15 protein-coding genes and 1 pseudogene are annotated in these 17,061 nt (G+C 36.9%); 15 read left to right on the top strand and 1 reads right to left on the bottom strand.

Annotation, left to right across the window (positions count from 1 at the left end; all coding sequences use genetic code 11):
• The first annotated feature begins 25 nt into the window (after positions 1-25).
• From QME45_06145 to QME45_06080, 14 genes are all read left to right on the top strand, one after another.
• Complete coding sequence (locus QME45_06145) at positions 26-751, top strand: ATP-dependent Clp protease proteolytic subunit (protein MDI6618245.1); 726 nt, start codon at positions 26-28, stop codon at positions 749-751.
• Between the two features lie 152 nt (positions 752-903).
• Positions 904-3,174 carry a DNA translocase FtsK gene (locus QME45_06140; protein ID MDI6618244.1) on the top strand — a complete coding sequence of 757 codons (2,271 nt, stop codon included), beginning with the start codon at positions 904-906 and terminating at the stop codon, positions 3,172-3,174.
• Between the two features lie 204 nt (positions 3,175-3,378).
• Positions 3,379-4,701 (top strand): 30S ribosomal protein S12 methylthiotransferase RimO, encoded by a 1,323-nt coding sequence (gene rimO / locus QME45_06135; protein ID MDI6618243.1) that lies wholly within the window; start codon positions 3,379-3,381, stop codon positions 4,699-4,701.
• The gene (pgsA, locus tag QME45_06130) at positions 4,688-5,206 is read left to right on the top strand and encodes a CDP-diacylglycerol--glycerol-3-phosphate 3-phosphatidyltransferase (protein MDI6618242.1); all 519 of its coding nucleotides are present in this window, start codon (positions 4,688-4,690) and stop codon (positions 5,204-5,206) included. The genes rimO and pgsA overlap by 14 nt, the downstream gene beginning before the upstream one ends.
• Before the next feature lie 157 nt (positions 5,207-5,363).
• Positions 5,364-6,410 carry a recombinase RecA gene (recA, locus tag QME45_06125; GenBank protein ID MDI6618241.1) on the top strand — a complete coding sequence of 349 codons (1,047 nt, stop codon included), beginning with the start codon at positions 5,364-5,366 and terminating at the stop codon, positions 6,408-6,410.
• 87 nt (positions 6,411-6,497) lie between these two features.
• Complete coding sequence (locus tag QME45_06120) at positions 6,498-7,130, top strand: regulatory protein RecX (GenBank protein MDI6618240.1); 633 nt, start codon at positions 6,498-6,500, stop codon at positions 7,128-7,130.
• 330 nt (positions 7,131-7,460) lie between these two features.
• Positions 7,461-8,996: a ribonuclease Y gene (rny, locus tag QME45_06115; protein MDI6618239.1), complete on the top strand. Its 1,536-nt coding sequence runs from the start codon at positions 7,461-7,463 to the stop codon at positions 8,994-8,996.
• A gap of 283 nt (positions 8,997-9,279) precedes the next feature.
• The gene (locus QME45_06110; GenBank protein MDI6618238.1) at positions 9,280-9,540 is read left to right on the top strand and encodes a stage V sporulation protein S; all 261 of its coding nucleotides are present in this window, start codon (positions 9,280-9,282) and stop codon (positions 9,538-9,540) included.
• Between the two features lie 159 nt (positions 9,541-9,699).
• Positions 9,700-10,476 (top strand): glutamate 5-kinase, encoded by a 777-nt coding sequence (gene proB, locus QME45_06105; protein ID MDI6618237.1) that lies wholly within the window; start codon positions 9,700-9,702, stop codon positions 10,474-10,476.
• A gap of 1 nt (position 10,477) precedes the next feature.
• Positions 10,478-11,725, top strand: a complete 1,248-nt coding sequence (locus tag QME45_06100; GenBank protein MDI6618236.1) for a glutamate-5-semialdehyde dehydrogenase — start codon at positions 10,478-10,480, stop codon at positions 11,723-11,725.
• Positions 11,726-11,738: 13 nt separating this feature from the next.
• Complete coding sequence (gene purB / locus QME45_06095) at positions 11,739-13,169, top strand: adenylosuccinate lyase (GenBank protein ID MDI6618235.1); 1,431 nt, start codon at positions 11,739-11,741, stop codon at positions 13,167-13,169.
• Between the two features lie 24 nt (positions 13,170-13,193).
• Positions 13,194-14,006 carry a pyrroline-5-carboxylate reductase gene (gene proC / locus QME45_06090; GenBank protein ID MDI6618234.1) on the top strand — a complete coding sequence of 271 codons (813 nt, stop codon included), beginning with the start codon at positions 13,194-13,196 and terminating at the stop codon, positions 14,004-14,006.
• A 58-nt stretch (positions 14,007-14,064) separates the two neighbouring features.
• Positions 14,065-14,595: an ABC transporter ATP-binding protein gene (locus QME45_06085; protein MDI6618233.1), complete on the top strand. Its 531-nt coding sequence runs from the start codon at positions 14,065-14,067 to the stop codon at positions 14,593-14,595.
• Positions 14,596-14,893: 298 nt separating this feature from the next.
• Positions 14,894-15,262 (top strand): DUF6483 family protein, encoded by a 369-nt coding sequence (locus QME45_06080; GenBank protein MDI6618232.1) that lies wholly within the window; start codon positions 14,894-14,896, stop codon positions 15,260-15,262.
• Between the two features lie 415 nt (positions 15,263-15,677).
• On the opposite strand, the pseudogene QME45_06075 reads toward QME45_06080, so the two are convergent.
• A pseudogene (locus QME45_06075) lies at positions 15,678-15,998 on the bottom strand (transposase).
• Positions 15,999-16,743: 745 nt separating this feature from the next.
• Between QME45_06075 and QME45_06070 the strand changes: the two are divergent.
• A partial coding sequence (locus tag QME45_06070) for an IS982 family transposase (protein ID MDI6618231.1) occupies positions 16,744-17,061 on the top strand: 318 nt, incomplete at its 3' end.

The following is a 17,061-nucleotide window of genomic DNA, read 5'->3' as shown; positions in this document are numbered from 1 at the left end:
CATCAGTATAATTGGAAGTGATTTGATGTCATCAGATACAGGCAATGTAAAATCCGATAAGCAAGATGAAAAAAACGTCGACAGCCGGAACAAAGAGTTAAATAATATTAAAGAACTTGGCAATACTGATCTATCCTTAATAAAAAGCAACATACAATGTCTTACAATAATCGGGCAAATAGAAGGCCATGCCGTACTTCCTCCCCAGAATAAATCGACAAAATACGAACATGTTATACCTCAACTTGTTGAGATAGAGGAGAACAAAGATATAGAGGGACTGCTTATAATTTTAAATACTGTCGGTGGTGATGTCGAAGCAGGCCTTGCCATCGCTGAAATGATAAATAGTTTGAGCAAGCCTACAGTTTCACTGGTAATAGGAGGAGGACACAGTATAGGAGTACCCCTTGCAACCGCTGCCGATTATTCGTTTATTTCACCTACAGCTGCAATGACTGTCCATCCTATAAGGATGAACGGGCTTGTAATCGGGGCGCCCCAGACATTCGAATATTTCAGGAAGATGCAGGATCGGATCCTGTCATTTATAGAACGGACTGCTAATATAACAAAGAAAAAGCTTCTCGATCTAATGCAAGAGACGGATGATCTTCTTAACGATATGGGTACGATACTTATTGGCAAACAAGCCGTAAATATCGGCCTTATCGATGAGGTAGGCGGATTAAGCGATGCGATAAAAAAGCTAAAGCAGCTTATCGAAGACAATAAGAAAGGTCAGAAATAGTACATAGGGGTTTACAGGCAAAATAATTTAATCTGCTCAGATTCGAGCAGATTAAATTATTTTGCCTGTAAAAAATTAACGTAAAGGATTTTTTTATACGGCGTAGAATATTATATAAAAGATAACGGATATTATTTATTGGCGGTGATATTTTGGACAGAATTAAAAGCAGAAAAAAGCGCAAAAATAAAAAAATACCCTATGAAGTATATGGATTGCTTTTGATATCTTTATCTATATATGCTTTCATAGTTATATACTATAATATAAAAAACATAATACCCCTGGCTCTTGATAACCTAATTAAGGGATTAACGGGTTTTGGGGCATACCTTATACCGTTTTTCATTTTCTTTGCAGGAATCAGCTTCATAATAAAACGGGAAAAGAACGAATCGAAATTTAAGTTTTATATGCTATGTTCGATATTTATACTTTTCCTTTCCCTGATTGAGATAAACCATTCTCTAAAATTCGGGAATGTTTCATTTATAGATAAAATATCCGGTTCATATAAAAATGGTTTGAAGGGAATAGGCGGAGGCAGTATAGGTGAAATACTTTCATATTTGACGATTAAACTGTTAGGCACTGCCGGATCATATATTTTTATATGTACTTTTATATTAATAAACGTCCTGCTGATTACTAAAATGTCGTTATATAATATATTATCCGACATTAAAAATAAGACCGGCAACATGCTGGACAGCATCAAGGATGCAAGAGCTAAAAGCAAAAACCATGCAAAAAAAACGAAGAACGATAAAAATAAAGATGAAGACAACGAGAAAATGAAATATATAGATGAAGTAAATAAGAAAATAAAAATACTCGACTTTTTTAAATCCTCCGATATGAAACAGGATAGTGGAAATGATATAAATATTGTAGATGGAAAAGATAAGATTGAAAGGGAAGAAAAGCCAGAACAGATTGAAAGCGGCTCAAATGCAAGCGAAAACAATGTCGTAGATGAAATAAAAAATGGCAGCATACAATCAACGGCAGATTATGTCTATCCCCCTTTAACATTACTAAATGATCCGGATACTCCCAAATCCGTCAATGACAAAAAGGAGCTTATAAATAATGCAAAGACCCTTGAAGATACCCTTGAAAGCTTCGGGGTGGAAGCCAGAGTCGTTCAGGTAAGCAGAGGCCCTGTTATTACAAGGTATGAGCTGCAGCCAAGTCCCGGCGTCAGGGTAAGCAAAATCGCGAATCTTTCGGATGATATAGCATTAAACCTTGCTGCTTCCGCCGTAAGGATAGAAGCACCAATACCCGGAAAAGCGGCGGTAGGTATCGAGATACCGAACAAGGAAATGAATACAGTATATTTAAAGGAAATAATCGAGTCTAAAGAATTTGCTGGCCATGAGTCTCCTTTGACTTTTGCATTGGGGAAGGATGTAGCTGGAAATTGTGTCGTTTCAGATCTTGCTAAAATGCCTCATCTGCTGATTGCGGGTGCTACGGGCTCCGGAAAGAGCGTTTGCGTGAATGCCATGATTACCAGTTTGATATATAAATCTTCTCCAAAAAAGGTTAGAATGCTTATGATAGATCCAAAAGTCGTTGAATTGAGTACATATAACGGTATACCTCATTTATTGATACCTGTTGTTACCGATCCTAAAAAAGCAGCGTCGGCTCTAGGCTGGGCAGTTCAGGAGATGGTGAATAGGTACAAGCTATTTGCAGATAATAATGTAAGAAACATTGAAAGTTTTAATGACCTGAAGGCTAAGGAATCGCCGGAGTCGGTGCTTCCAAAGATCGTTATAATAATAGACGAGTTGTCGGATTTAATGATGGTCGCGCCGAATGATATTGAAGACTGTATATGCAGGCTTGCACAGATGGCAAGGGCTGCGGGAATGCATCTCGTCGTTGCAACCCAAAGGCCCTCTGTCGACGTACTTACAGGTGTTATCAAGGCTAACATACCCTCGAGAATATCATTTGCCGTATCGAGCCAGATAGATTCAAGGACTATACTGGACATGGCCGGTGCCGAAAAACTTCTTGGAAAGGGTGATATGCTTTATTATCCTGTAGGAGAATCAAAGCCCGTAAGGATACAGGGAGCATATGTAAGTGAAAAAGAAGTGGAACAGATAGTTAAATTTATTAAAACAAAATCAGATTCGGAATATAAGGAAGACATTATTGATGAAATAGAAAGCCCTTCCGAGACTCCAGGCGAAGTTGATGAGCTGCTTCCTAAGGCCATAGAGATAGTTATAGATTCCGGGCAGGCGTCTATTTCCATGCTTCAAAGAAGGCTCCGGATAGGATACAACAGAGCCGCAAGGCTTATAGACAATATGGAGGAAAGAGGCATCATAAGCGGATATGAGGGAAGCAAACCAAGGCGGGTTTTGGTGTCTAAAGAGGAATACAAGAGTATGGTATAGCCTATTACCCAGGAAATGGTATATAAGTATACAAATGCTATTATGTTTACCGGAATACGTATAAAGTATATAAAATATACACCCCAGTAATTGTTTAATTTTGACATGCAAAAAAATATATATTATACTCTTTATATATATAAATTCATGAACTAATGATTTTTGGAAGGAGAGACATCAGTGGGCTTAAAGCTTAATGTCGGAATGGTATCTCTTGGATGCGATAAAAACAGAGTGGACTCTGAAATCATGCTTGGTATCCTGTCCGGCGAAAGATACAATATAGTAAATAATGAAAGGGACGCTGATATATTAATCGTAAATACCTGCTGTTTCATAGAATCCGCAAAAGAAGAATCTATTAATACAATTTTAGAGCTTGCAGAGAATAAAAAGATAGGAAAATGCAAAGCTCTTATCGTTTCAGGATGCCTCGCTGAGAGATACGCCGACGACTTGCTGTCGGAAATTCCTGAAATAGATGCTGTAATCGGTACGGGAAATTATCTTGAAATAGATAATTTGATACAAGCTGTGTTAAAAAACGAAGAACGGGTTAAACGTATAAATAATATAAATTATAATATCGATTTCAACAAAAACAGGATACTTACCACCCCACAGTATACTGCATATGTTAAGATCGCCGAAGGCTGCAATAATAATTGCAGTTATTGCATTATACCAAAGCTCAGAGGCAATTACAGGAGCCGTTCTATCGAAAGTATACTAAATGAGATCCGTTATCTTGCAAAAAACGGCACTAAAGAAGTAATACTGGTGGCTCAGGATACATCAAAATATGGTATTGATTTATATGGGAAAAGATCTTTATCCCGGCTTATCGGCAGTATTTCAAAGATAGACGGGATACAGTGGATAAGAATACTATATTGTTATCCTGAAGACATTGATGATGATCTAATAGCTGAAATAAAAAATAACGATAAGGTATGCAAATATCTTGATATACCCATACAGCATGTCAATAATGAAATACTTAAGAAGATGAGAAGGGCTAGCAGCAGGGAAAGCATAGCGGCACTTATAGAAAAACTGAGAAAAAATATACCTGGGATTATAATAAGAACATCCCTTATTGCTGGATTCCCTGGGGAAACAGAAGAACAGTTCAAGGAACTTTATGATTTCTTGAAAGAATATAGCATTGATAGGGTCGGTGTTTTTATATATTCCAGGGAGGAAGGAACTGAAGCATTTTACTTTAAAGATCAAATAGATAAAAAGATAAAAGTATCCAGGCAGATGAGGCTTATGACGCTGCAAAGGGGAATATTGCGGTCTTTGAATAAACAAAAAATCGGAAAAGTCTATCGCGTTTTAGTGGAAGATATAAAGGATGATTGTATGATTGGAAGGACATATGGGGATGCTCCTGATATAGACGGTTTGGTATACGTAAAGGATAATATAGATAATATTAAAAAGGGCGATTTTATGGACGTAAAGATTACTGGCATATTAGATTACGACCTTGTAGGAGTGGTTGAGCATGAATTTAGCTAATAGACTTACTTTGCTAAGGATATTTCTGGTCCCTGTTTTTTTAATACTTATATCTACGAGAATAAAGTACGGAGTTTTAATTGCTACTATCGTATTTATAATTGCAGCACTAACGGACAAGTTGGACGGTTATATCGCCAGGACAAAAAATCAGATAACGACCTTGGGCAAGTTTATGGATCCTCTAGCAGATAAATTGCTTATTGCGGCGGCTTTAATATCGCTTGTAGAATTAAAAAGCCTACCTGCGTGGCTTGTAACTATAATAATTGCCAGGGAGTTTGCCGTTACAGGTCTTAGAGCCGTAGCTGCAGCAGAAGGCGTAATAATTGCAGCCAGCTGGTGGGGAAAGATAAAAACTACCGTACAGATAATTGCGATTATTTGGGCGCTGTTAGATTTACCTTATTATCAAATTTTAATCTGGCTGGCGGTTGTTATAACTTTGATATCAGGCATAGACTATTTCTATAAAAACAGGAATGTGTTTAAATTTCAAAAGTAGGGTTTGATCATGCCTGATTATTTTTTTGCTTTATGGATAGAATTACTAATAGTTTGTTATATGCAATATTTGACCGCGAGTAAAAATTAGTGTACTATTTATATAGAACATTTGTTCGTAGCGCCTTATCAATAAGTTTAAATCCAGGAGGTATAAAATGAATAACGAAAAGATTAAAGCTCTTGAAGAAGCTATGACTCAAATAGAGAAACAGTTTGGGAAGGGTTCAATTATGAGGCTTGGTGAATCTGCAAAACTGAACATCGACGTGATACCGACAGGTGCGCTGGATCTGGATATTGCATTAGGGGTCGGGGGCCTGCCAAGAGGAAGGATAGTTGAGATATTCGGACCGGAATCATCAGGGAAAACAACAGTTGCGCTCCACGTAATCGCTGAAGCGCAAAAAATGGGAGGCACATCTGCGTTTGTAGATGCAGAGCATGCGCTTGATCCTGTTTATGCAAAGAATTTGGGAGTGGATACCGACAACCTTGTCGTATCCCAACCGGATACGGGCGAGCAGGCGCTCGAAATTACCGAAGCTCTTGTAAGATCCAATGCTGTAGATGTGATTGTAATTGATTCCGTAGCAGCCCTGGTTCCAAGGGCAGAAATAGAAGGAGAAATGGGCGACTCACATGTTGGCCTTCAAGCACGTCTGATGTCACAGGCTTTAAGGAAACTTGCGGGAGCTATCAGCAGGTCAAAATGCGTTACGATATTCATAAATCAACTGCGTGAGAAAGTCGGAGTCATGTTTGGAAACCCCGAAACGACTCCAGGAGGAAGAGCGTTGAAGTTTTATGCATCCGTAAGGCTTGATGTAAGGAGAATAGATAATATAAAGCAGGGGGACAGCATCATAGGTAACAGGACGAGAGTGAAAGTAGTAAAAAACAAAGTCGCCCCTCCATTCAAGCAGGCAGAATTCGATATCATGTATGGTACTGGTATTTCAAGGAGCGGTTGTTTGCTCGATACAGCCGTTGCAAATGATATCATACAAAAAAGCGGCGCATGGTTCTCTTACGGCAATACGCGGTTAGGCCAGGGCAGGGAAAATGCAAAGCAGTATTTAACTGACAATGTGAAGGTTTCAAATGAAATAGAGAAGAAAATCAGGGATAAATATAATCTAAAGGTAATAAGTCTTGATGGCACTCCCGCACAGGATAACAGTAAAGAAGCATCTGCAAAATAATAAAAAGTCCTCTTGATTGAGGGCTTTTTTATAAATATAGGTTTGAACACTCCTGAGTTTGGTCATGAGAGGTGCAAGGTGGCATTTATGATAATTACATCAATAGTAAACAAAAAAAACAATAAGTGCGATGTTTATGTGGATTATGAATTCAGCTTCAGTACTGACTATGAGCAGATAATCAAGCTGGGTATAAAAGAAAATGAATGCATCGATGAAGAACATTTAAATGAAATAATTTTAAAATGCCAGTCCAAATCGGCATTTGATAGGGTCCTAAAGTATCTTGAGTACGGAGATAGAAGCGAGAGTGAAATATATAATAAGCTGAAAGAGTTAAAATATGATAAAAGAACTATCGAAAAAGTCATATTGAAGCTTAAGGATTTTGACTATATTAATGATTTGAGGTATGCAAAGGAAATATTAAGTGAAGAACAAAAATTAAAGCATTCAAGCATAAGAAAGATCGCCTGGAAACTTGCAAATAAGGGCATAAAACGGAATATAATATCGCAGGTCATGGCTGAAGCCGATAATATTGATCTGGAGGCGGCAATAGCATTGGCTAAAAAAAGAATGAAGAGTTCAAATGCCGATGCAAATGATAAAAAATTCATACAAAAGACATACAGATATTTGGTAGGCAAGGGCTTTGATTATGATACTTCGATAAAAGCGGTGGATGCCTGCTTAAAATATAATAAAGATGATTTTTGACAACCGTTTAAATGATGCCGGAATACGTCCAGGTTATTGAAAATAATATTCTTTAACTTAAAATACGTACCTCCAAAACGGCATTATATTAACTTGACATAAATTTAAAAAAGATATAAAATTGAAACAAATACTGGTTAATATGTTAGTATTTTTTGCCATTACTGAAAACATTAATTGATTTGCCTGGAGTTTTAGTTAAAACCGGGGTGCATCTCGGTTTTATATTTTGTGATTATTTGTTTTGGGGACATCCTTAAAAATATTCTGAATTTAATTCTCAGGAAGAGGAATGTCCCTTTAATTAATGAAGTAAGGAGGTGTTATGATATACTTTTAAGAATTGTAAGCTATGTAGTAATTGGTATAGCGACTTTTTTCACAGGGTATTTTGTAAGAAGATATATTTCTGAAGGAAAGATATCAAATGCAGAAGAGGCAGCAAAAAAGATAATTGCTGATGCCGAAAAAGAAGCTGAATCTAAAAAAAGAGAATCGATTCTTGAAGCAAAGGAAGAAGTTCATAAATTAAGAAGTGAACTTGACAGGGAGACAAGAGAAAGAAGGTCTGAGCTTCAAAGGCTTGAAAGAAGGCTTCTAATAAGAGAAGAGACCCTTGACAAAAAAGTAGATGCTGCAGAAAGAAAAGAAAATGACTTGAACAAGAAACAGGAAGATGTTCAGGTGCTGAAAAATGAAATTTCAGAATTATACAAAAAAAGAGTTGCCGAGCTTGAAAAACTTTCTGGTTTGACCTCAGAAGAAGCAAAAGAGTTATTATTGAATGATGTTAAAAAGGATATTAAGCACGAAGCTGCTATGATGATAAAGGATATCGAAACTAAAGCAAAAGAGGAAGCAGACAAAAGGGCAAGAGAAATAATATCTTGCGCAATACAAAGGTGTGCTGCAGACCATGTTGCTGAAACTACAGTATCCGTTGTTGCACTTCCAAATGATGAAATGAAAGGCAGGATAATAGGAAGAGAAGGCAGAAACATAAGGACATTGGAAACATTGACAGGTATCGACTTGATTATAGACGATACGCCGGAGGCCGTAATATTATCCGGATTTGATCCTATAAGAAGAGAAGTTGCAAGAATAGCGCTTGAAAAGCTTATAACCGATGGAAGAATCCATCCTGCAAGAATTGAAGAAATGGTTGAAAAAGCAAAAAAAGAAGTTGACAATGATATTAAAGAAGAAGGAGAACAGGCGACATTTGAAACAGGTGTCCATGGTCTGCATCCTGAATTGGTAAAGCTATTGGGAAGGTTGAAATACAGAACAAGTTATGGACAAAATGTACTTAGACATTCCATAGAGGTTTCACACCTTGCCGGCTTAATGGCTGCAGAACTTGGAGCAGACGTACTGCTTTCAAAACGGGCCGGTCTTTTACATGACATAGGTAAAGCGGTAGATCATGAAGTAGAAGGTCCCCATGCTGTAATAGGGGCTGATATTGCGAAGAAATATCATGAGTCACAAAACGTTACACATGCTATATTGGCTCATCATAATGATGTTGAGCCTCAAACTGTCGAGGCCGTTTTGGTACAGGCTGCAGATGCAATCTCTGCTGCAAGGCCTGGAGCAAGAAGGGAAACCCTTGAAGCATATATAAAAAGGCTGGAAAAATTAGAGGCTATAGCTAATTCGTTTGAAGGTGTCGAAAAATCATATGCAATACAAGCAGGTAGAGAGATCAGAATCATGGTTAAACCGGAATCAATAGGCGATGCAGAGGCAGTTCAGATGGCAAGAGATATTGTCAAAAAGGTTGAAAATGAACTTGAATATCCCGGGCAAATAAAGGTTAATGTTATAAGGGAGACAAGAGCAATAGAATATGCAAAGTAATTTCCTATGCTGATTAAATTAAATTAGAATTCAGCATAATAAAAATGAAAATAATTAGATAATAATCGATGATAATAGGCAGATAACACAGCATTATATAGTGTCTGCCTATTATTATTTTTGGATTTTTATGCTTGAACCTACATCTTAATGCCGAATTTACACTAATATTAAAATATTAAAAATATTTTAATAAAAAAGAGGATATCATTTACTCGTGTAGAAATAGGTAGTATATAGGTCTATCAGTGAGATTACAAATAATGACGGAGGGGTTTTAATTATGGATGTATTAAAAGTTTCAGCAAAATCAAATCCAAATTCTGTTGCGGGTGCATTGGCAGGAGTTATCAGAGAAAGGGGAGGAGCAGAGATGCAGGCGATAGGTGCAGGGGCGATCAATCAGGCCGTAAAAGCAATTGCTATTGCAAGAGGGTTTGTCGCTCCAGGAGGATTGGATCTCGTTTGTATACCTGCTTTTACGGATATTCAAATAGATGGTGAAGAAAGAACAGCAATAAAACTGATAGTACAACCGAGATAATTTTAGAGTCCATTTATCCATGTATCGCAAATAGTTTCTACAGATTAAAGGTACACTTGATCAGTATATTGAAAAGTGTACCTCTTTTTTATCTATAAAATGCTGTATAATATTATTTGTAATAACTAAACTTGGCTATTAAAAAACAGGAGGATCTTCATGCTTTATAATCGTATTGTCGTAAAAGTTGGGACATCAACAATCACTCATTCAACAGGAAAATTGGATTTGCGGATAATCGATAAACTATCAATGGTATTATCGGATATCGCAAACAGAGGTATAGAAGTGGTACTCGTGACTTCCGGAGCAATAGCTACAGGAATGACAAAAACAGGTCTAAAGAAGAAGCCGGAGGATATTGCTGCAAAGCAGGCGATGGCAGCTATAGGCCAGGGTTTACTGGTACATATATATGAAAAAATGTTTTCCGAATACGGAAAGGCAATAGCTCAGATATTATTGACAAAAGAAGATATTTTTTATGATGACAGGAATGCAAATGCAAAGAATACGTTCAATACACTGCTAAAACTTGGAATAATACCTATAGTGAATGAAAACGACACAGTTGCAACAGACGAGATTAAATTCGGAGATAATGATGTTTTATCCGCATATGTCGCAAAAATAATAGATGCTGATTTATTGATTATTTTATCCGATATAAACGGTTTATATGACAGGGATCCGAATCTTGAAGGCGCAAAGCTGATAGAGCGGGTAACCCATATTGACGATACTATAAGGCTTATTTCAAAGGGAACGAACTCTGCCTTTGGTACGGGAGGAATGAAAACCAAAATAAATGCAGCCCAAATAATGTTCGATAATAACATTACTATGGTGATTGCAAACGGTCGCAGGATCGAAAACATATATGATATTATTTCAGGTAAACAAGTAGGTACTATATTTTCGAGGGAGGATAGTTGATATGGAGGATATAATAATAAAAGCCAATGGTGCAAAAAATGCATCAAAAGAAATTGCGAAGGCTTCAACAAAAGATAAAAATACCTGTATTGCAAATATGATAAGGGCGCTTAAGGAAGATAAGGAATATATACTGTCGCAAAATAAAGAAGATGTTAAATGTGCGAAAGCAAGTGGTATGAGAAGCGTACTCATCGACAGGCTTGAATTAAATGAAAAAAGATTTAATGCTATGCTGGAAAGCCTGAGACAGATAATATCGCTAAAAGATCCTGTTGGTGAAATATTATCAATGAATAAAATGCCCAACGGCCTGCTTATAGGACGGATGAGAGTGCCCCTTGGAGTAATCGGGATAATATATGAATCGAGACCTAATGTTACAGTTGATGCGGCGGCATTATGCATAAAATCAGGAAACGCTGCATTTTTAAAAGGCGGAAGCGATGCCATAAACTCGAACATAGCTATCGTAAAGTCATTGCGAAAGGCACTAACCCGATCATCTCTGCCGGAAGACTGCATATCAATCATAGAAGATACATCGAGGGATACTGTAAATAAATTTATGAAACTCAACGGTTACATCGATGTTCTTATCCCTAGGGGAGGAGCAGGCCTTATAAAATCCACGGTTGAAAACGCCACGGTGCCTGTAATTGAGACTGGAACCGGCAACTGCCATATATATGTCGATAAGTACTGTGATATGGATATGGCAGAAAGAATCGTCATAAATGCGAAGGTAAGCAGGCCGGGAGTATGCAATGCCGCAGAGAAACTTCTTGTCCATAAGGATATAGCGCAAATATTTGTTCCAAGAGTAATAAAAAGTTTAAGATCCAATGGAGTTGAAGTCAGGGGATGCGAAAAAGTAAAAAGTATTTGCAGTGATGTCATACTTGCTGATGAAAATGACTGGTATAAGGAATATCTTGATTATATCATGGCCGTAAAAATAGTTGATAGTATAGATGAAGCAATAGAACATATAAACAAATATGGTACAAAACATTCGGATGTCATCGTTACAGAAAACTATTTAAATTCACAAAGATTTTTATCCGAAGTTGATTCGGCTGCCGTTTATGTAAACGCATCCACCAGATTTACCGACGGAAATGAATTCGGTTTGGGAGCCGAAATAGGGATAAGCACTCAAAAGCTCCATGCAAGGGGGCCTATGGGGTTAAGGGAATTGACTTCCGTAAAGTATATTATTTATGGAAACGGCCAGATAAGAGAATAGGGAGATGAAATGTATGCACGAAATATATGAAAACCCGCTTATTGTAAGATATGCGGGCAGGGAAATGAGCGAGATCTTTTCCGCCGACAGGAAATTTAAAACGTGGAGGAAATTATGGATTGCTCTTGCCGAAGCTGAAAAGGAATTGGGTTTGAATATTACGGACGAACAGATAAATGAAATGAAAAAATTTCAGGACGATATAAACTATGAAGTCGCTGAAAAAAGGGAAAAAGAAACCAGGCATGACGTCATGTCGCATGTATATGCATATGGGGTGCAGTGCCCCAAGGCAAAACCTATCATACATCTTGGCGCCACAAGCTGCTATGTCGGCGATAATACCGATCTTTTATTGATGAGAGAAGCACTGAACCTGATAAAGAAAAAAGCCGTGAACGTAGTCTATAGCTTAAGCAAATTTGCAGTCAAATACAAGGATCTGCCGACCCTTGCCTTTACGCATCTGCAGCCTGCGCAGCTTACGACCGTAGGTAAAAGGGCATGCCTCTGGATACAGGACCTTCTCATGGATATCGAACTGTTGGATTTTGAAAAAGACCACATGAAATTTCTCGGCGTAAAGGGTACTACCGGCACTCAGGCAAGCTTTATGGATTTATTCGATAACGACAGCGCCAAAGTTAAAAAACTTGATAAATTGGTAACGGAAAAGATGGGATTCGAGACTTCATTCTATGTTACCGGCCAGACATACCCGAGAAAAATAGACAGTAAAATACTCAATGTTCTGTCGCAGATAGCACAGAGCGCCTATAAATTCAGCAATGATCTGAGGATATTACAGGGCCTCAAGGAGATGGAAGAGCCCTTTGAAAAAAGTCAGATCGGTTCTTCTGCCATGGCTTATAAAAGAAACCCCATGCGAAGCGAAAGAATGTCGTCGCTTTCAAGATTTATAATCGTGACGGCGATGAATCCGGCTATCACAGCATCCACACAGTGGCTTGAAAGGACCCTCGACGATTCGGCAAACAAGAGGATAACAATACCTGAAGCATTTCTGGCATGCGATGGCGTTTTAAATCTATACTTCAACATCTCATGCGGTATGGTTGTATATGAAAAAGTGATAAACCAGCATATTTTAAATGAACTTCCCTTTATGGCCACGGAAAATATGCTGATGGAGGCTGTAAAAATGGGCGGAGACAGGCAGGAGCTCCATGAAAGGATAAGGGAACATTCTATGGAAGCCGCGAGGATGGTAAAGCAGGAGGGCCTTTCAAACGATCTTATAGACAGGATTTGCAGCGATCCGCTTTTTAAATTGAACAAGGAAGATGTATATAGGGTATTAAAACCTTCAAACTTTACGGGCAGGGCTTCGGAACAGGTCGATGAATTCGTTTCTGACTGCGTCAAGCCTGTAATCGAAAAAAACAAAAATTTATTAGGCATGGATAATAAAATAAATGTATGATAAATAAGCAAAGGAAGGGTTGTTATGTTTAGAAAGGTTGGATTTATCGGAGCGGGGAATATCGCATCTGCAATGATTCAGGGTATTATAAATTCAAGTTATATAAAAGCCAGGGATATATATATAAGCAACATACATAAGGACAAGGCGGATTTACTGGCTGCAAGGTTTAAAGCAAATGCTGCAGATAACAACATCGATTTGGTCAAGAAATCGGATGTAATCGTGCTTTCAGTAAAACCCGATATATATAAATCGGTATTGAATGAAATCAGAGATGTCGTTACGGAAGATAAACTGATTGTCACTGTGGCCGCAGGAATAACAATCGATTATGTCAAAGGTTTTTTAAAGAAAAATATCAAGGTCGTAAGAACGATCCCGAATACGCCCGTACTTGTCGGCGAGGGGATGATTATAGCTTCTTATGCTCCTCCTGTCGACGGACATGACATGGAGTTTATAAAGAACATGCTTTCAGGATGCGGAATGGTCGAAATTATGGAAAATGAAGAACTGATGGATGCGGTAACTGCTTTGTGCAGTTCCGGTCCTGCATTTATCGATATGCTCATAGAAGCGATGGCAGATGCTGCGGTATATTTAGGGCTGCCCAGGGATAAATCGTATGTTATGGCGTCACAGACAATACTGGGCACATCTATGATGGTTATAGAAACGAAGGAGCATCCCGGAAAACTTAAGGATATGGTTTGCTCCCCCAAAGGCACAACTATCGAAGGTGTAAGGATATTAGAAGAGAAAGGGTTTAGAAGTGCCATAATCGAAGCTATTATCGCAACCTGTAATAAAGCAAAAAAGCTAAGTGAGCAATAGATTAAGGACCAATGGAATTGTCCCATTGGTCCTTATATTATAATAGTATTATTTCTTAATGGATGGTGAGATAGTATGTTTGCTTGGGCATAATGGGGCGGGCAAAACTACTTTGATTAAATGTCTTGCGTCTTTGCTGTACCCATCGGAAGGTACTATAGAATATAACGGCATTAATATATATAGTAACATTAAGGAATATAGAACTAAAACCAGTTATCTTCTGGGAGGTAAAAAGGGATTATATAATAGGCTCTCAGGCAGGGATAATGTTGAATACATAGCTGCATTGAAGGGTATTTTTGGTGATAATCTTCAATCTGACATTGAAAAATATTTTGATGAACTTGGAATTTTGAAATTTATAGATGAAAGAGTAGAAAATTATTCGAGAGGCATGAAACAGAAGGTACATTTGATCAATTCATTAATTACCGATTCACAAGTGATATTTCTGGATGAACCAACATCTGGAATGGATTCGATAGCAGAGAGCAAGGTGTATGAAGACTACAACTTTTTAACTAGTGGGAAAACAGCGTTATTTATATCACACCGCTTGGCAAGCACATTATTCTGCTCAAAATAAATCGGCGATATTTATCTCCCATAGATTGTCTTCATGTAAATTTTGCAATAAAATAGTTGTAATCGACGACGGTTCAATAATTCAGCAGGACTCACATGAGCAATTAATAGAGGAGGGCGGCAAAACCTACAATTATGGAATGCGCAAGCACAATTTTATAATAAATAATACAGTTTTAACGGCTTTAATTCGTAATTTGAACTTATGTTATTTTGAACACTCATTCGGCAGATTCAAGTTTTAACGGGTGTTTTATGGAAAAAGCAGTAATAGAAATAATATTGGAGGTGTAATGTTTATGATTGAACAAGACTATTTAATGAGAATCATAAAGGACTTGGTGAGGGCTTTGGCAAAGATTCTTTTAAACAAAGAAACAGCTGTTTACGAATTGCCAACGGATAAGGCAGATTATTCACAAACCGATTACTTACATATGCAGTTAACTGATTTAATAAATCAGGGGAAAATAAATGAGGCTGAAAATCTGCTATACGAAAAGTTGGATGCTAAAAATAAAAAGTACATAGAATTAGCTTTGGACTTTTACGAAAGGTTAAACAATCTTGATGAAGGCTTTTTAAAAAGATGTAATTTCTCTAAAGAAGAAGTCGAGCAAGGCTTGCAAACAATTGCTAAAGAATTTGGGGTACCGTTACAAATATGATTCTGTGGTTTTCGTTATAAGGTTAAAGGATTTTAAAATCAGTCAGGCAATTTATGTATAATTAGTTGTATAATGGAGTTAGTACGCGACTGTAATATTTTTTGTATCTTGAGAAATTGTTGAGTACTAATAATTATATGTTATTATCAAAATAAAGGGAGATTAAATATGTCTTCAAAAGTCAAAAATTATGGGGTATGCGATATTGTTACAATTCCGCTGCATTATAGGGCTGTGTAAATAATTTTGTGTATTCTCTCTCCTTAGACAAATAATTGGCACATTAATATATAATAGTTAAGTATACTTTTACCATTTTCGGTATATTATATACCTATCTTTTCCTTTCGTTTCGCCCGTTCCTGGGAGAATTAAAGCGCTAAACCTCAGAGGTTTGGGGGACAGAGTCCCCAAATTATGCCCCTTTGTTTAAGACTTTATCAAACAAAATATTAAGTTGATTTATGATAAGATCCCAATCTGGATATACCCTGGTCCATTTCCTGCTTACTTTCTCAGTGGCCAGATACAGCATCTTCAAAAGGCTCTCATCATTGGGGAATATGAGCTTTGCCTTGGTAACTTTCCTGAACTGGCTGTTCAGGCTCTCTATTGCATTTGTGGTATACATGATTTTTCGGATATATTCAGGAAACTCAAATAACGTTGCTATGTTATCCCAGTTATCCTCCCAGCTCTTTATCGCACTTGGATATTTGTTGCCCCATTTTTCCTTCGGTACTTCAGAAATCAAAACTGCATAAGTCGTAGCTTTCAGAAAATATTTGGAGCAATACTATAAAATAGCAAATTCTACGGAGCTAGGGACACGTTCTTATGTTGTTAATCATTGCATGGATAATAACATCTATTGCTTATATGACACGATTTTGAGTATAATATTCTATAAATACGATTTGAAAATAAAAATAAGAATTATTCATTAGCCACTGCATCCGTTTTTGAATAGAAGCTAATATAATATGTTAGAATTGTACCTATTGTTACAAATTATTAGATAATTGAAAATAATATTACAAAAATAAAGGGTATCTTTATAATAGCGAGAAGTTAACAAGCTTAAACAGCGAAAAAGAAGATATTTAAGACTTGAATATATATGGAAACAGTGCTAAATTATAACTGTAAGAAATTCCAATAGATAAAACAATATCACTTCAAAATTTACTTGCTTTATATAAAATTATCGAATCAATTTCTTATAAGACATCTTTAGTTTATAGATAATTAAAACATCATAACAGTCCTAATTGAAATAAAATTGCGCAGTCGAGTTTAAAAGAGAGAGGATGATAGCGTATATTTTTTCATATTCATATATACTAAAGAAAAATATTTTAATTAGCTATTAAATTAACTCGTTGTGCTAGCTTTTTTACTGGTAAAAATTGCGAATGAAAAACCCCAGCAAAATATTGTAACCTATCATTAATCGCAAAACTAAGATAGGGGGGCAATACATGCTGGAGCTTAATAAAGATTATTCTATCAAAGAAATTGTGAACTTAAAAGACTTTGTAACTATCGCCTATGTTTTAATAGATGATATTTACCAAAAAGTCACTCCAACACATATTATAAACCGTTGTAATATCAATGATTCTATCATGAGTGACAGTGAAATAATTACCATTAATATAGTTGGCGAATTACTCACGATAGACTCTGAAAAAGCCTGGTTTAGTTTCTGTAAGAAAAATATGAGAGACTTATTTCCAAGATTCTGTGATAGGACCCGGTTTAATAGAACTCGAAGGAACCTACACGCAGTAATTGAG

This window comes from Clostridiales bacterium, assembly GCA_030016385.1.
Lineage (GTDB): Bacteria > Bacillota > Clostridia > Clostridiales > Oxobacteraceae > JASEJN01.
Note: the sequence above shows the minus strand (reverse complement) of the source record. Positions and strands in the feature narration are given on the sequence as shown.

What these genes read in the sequence shown, in the direction of transcription:
- proC (MDI6618234.1), top strand. Translation starts at nt 13,194, where the DNA reads ATGTTTAGAAAGGTTGGATTTATCGGAGCGGGGAATATCGCATCTGCA.
- pgsA (MDI6618242.1), top strand. Translation starts at nt 4,688, where the DNA reads ATGAATTTAGCTAATAGACTTACTTTGCTAAGGATATTTCTGGTCCCT.
- QME45_06120 (MDI6618240.1), top strand. Translation starts at nt 6,498, where the DNA reads ATGATAATTACATCAATAGTAAACAAAAAAAACAATAAGTGCGATGTT.
- QME45_06085 (MDI6618233.1), top strand. Translation starts at nt 14,065, where the DNA reads ATGGATGGTGAGATAGTATGTTTGCTTGGGCATAATGGGGCGGGCAAA.
- QME45_06100 (MDI6618236.1), top strand. Translation starts at nt 10,478, where the DNA reads ATGGAGGATATAATAATAAAAGCCAATGGTGCAAAAAATGCATCAAAA.
- proB (MDI6618237.1), top strand. Translation starts at nt 9,700, where the DNA reads ATGCTTTATAATCGTATTGTCGTAAAAGTTGGGACATCAACAATCACT.
- QME45_06110 (MDI6618238.1), top strand. Translation starts at nt 9,280, where the DNA reads ATGGATGTATTAAAAGTTTCAGCAAAATCAAATCCAAATTCTGTTGCG.
- recA (MDI6618241.1), top strand. Translation starts at nt 5,364, where the DNA reads ATGAATAACGAAAAGATTAAAGCTCTTGAAGAAGCTATGACTCAAATA.
- rimO (MDI6618243.1), top strand. Translation starts at nt 3,379, where the DNA reads ATGGTATCTCTTGGATGCGATAAAAACAGAGTGGACTCTGAAATCATG.
- QME45_06145 (MDI6618245.1), top strand. Translation starts at nt 26, where the DNA reads ATGTCATCAGATACAGGCAATGTAAAATCCGATAAGCAAGATGAAAAA.
- purB (MDI6618235.1), top strand. Translation starts at nt 11,739, where the DNA reads ATGCACGAAATATATGAAAACCCGCTTATTGTAAGATATGCGGGCAGG.
- QME45_06080 (MDI6618232.1), top strand. Translation starts at nt 14,894, where the DNA reads ATGATTGAACAAGACTATTTAATGAGAATCATAAAGGACTTGGTGAGG.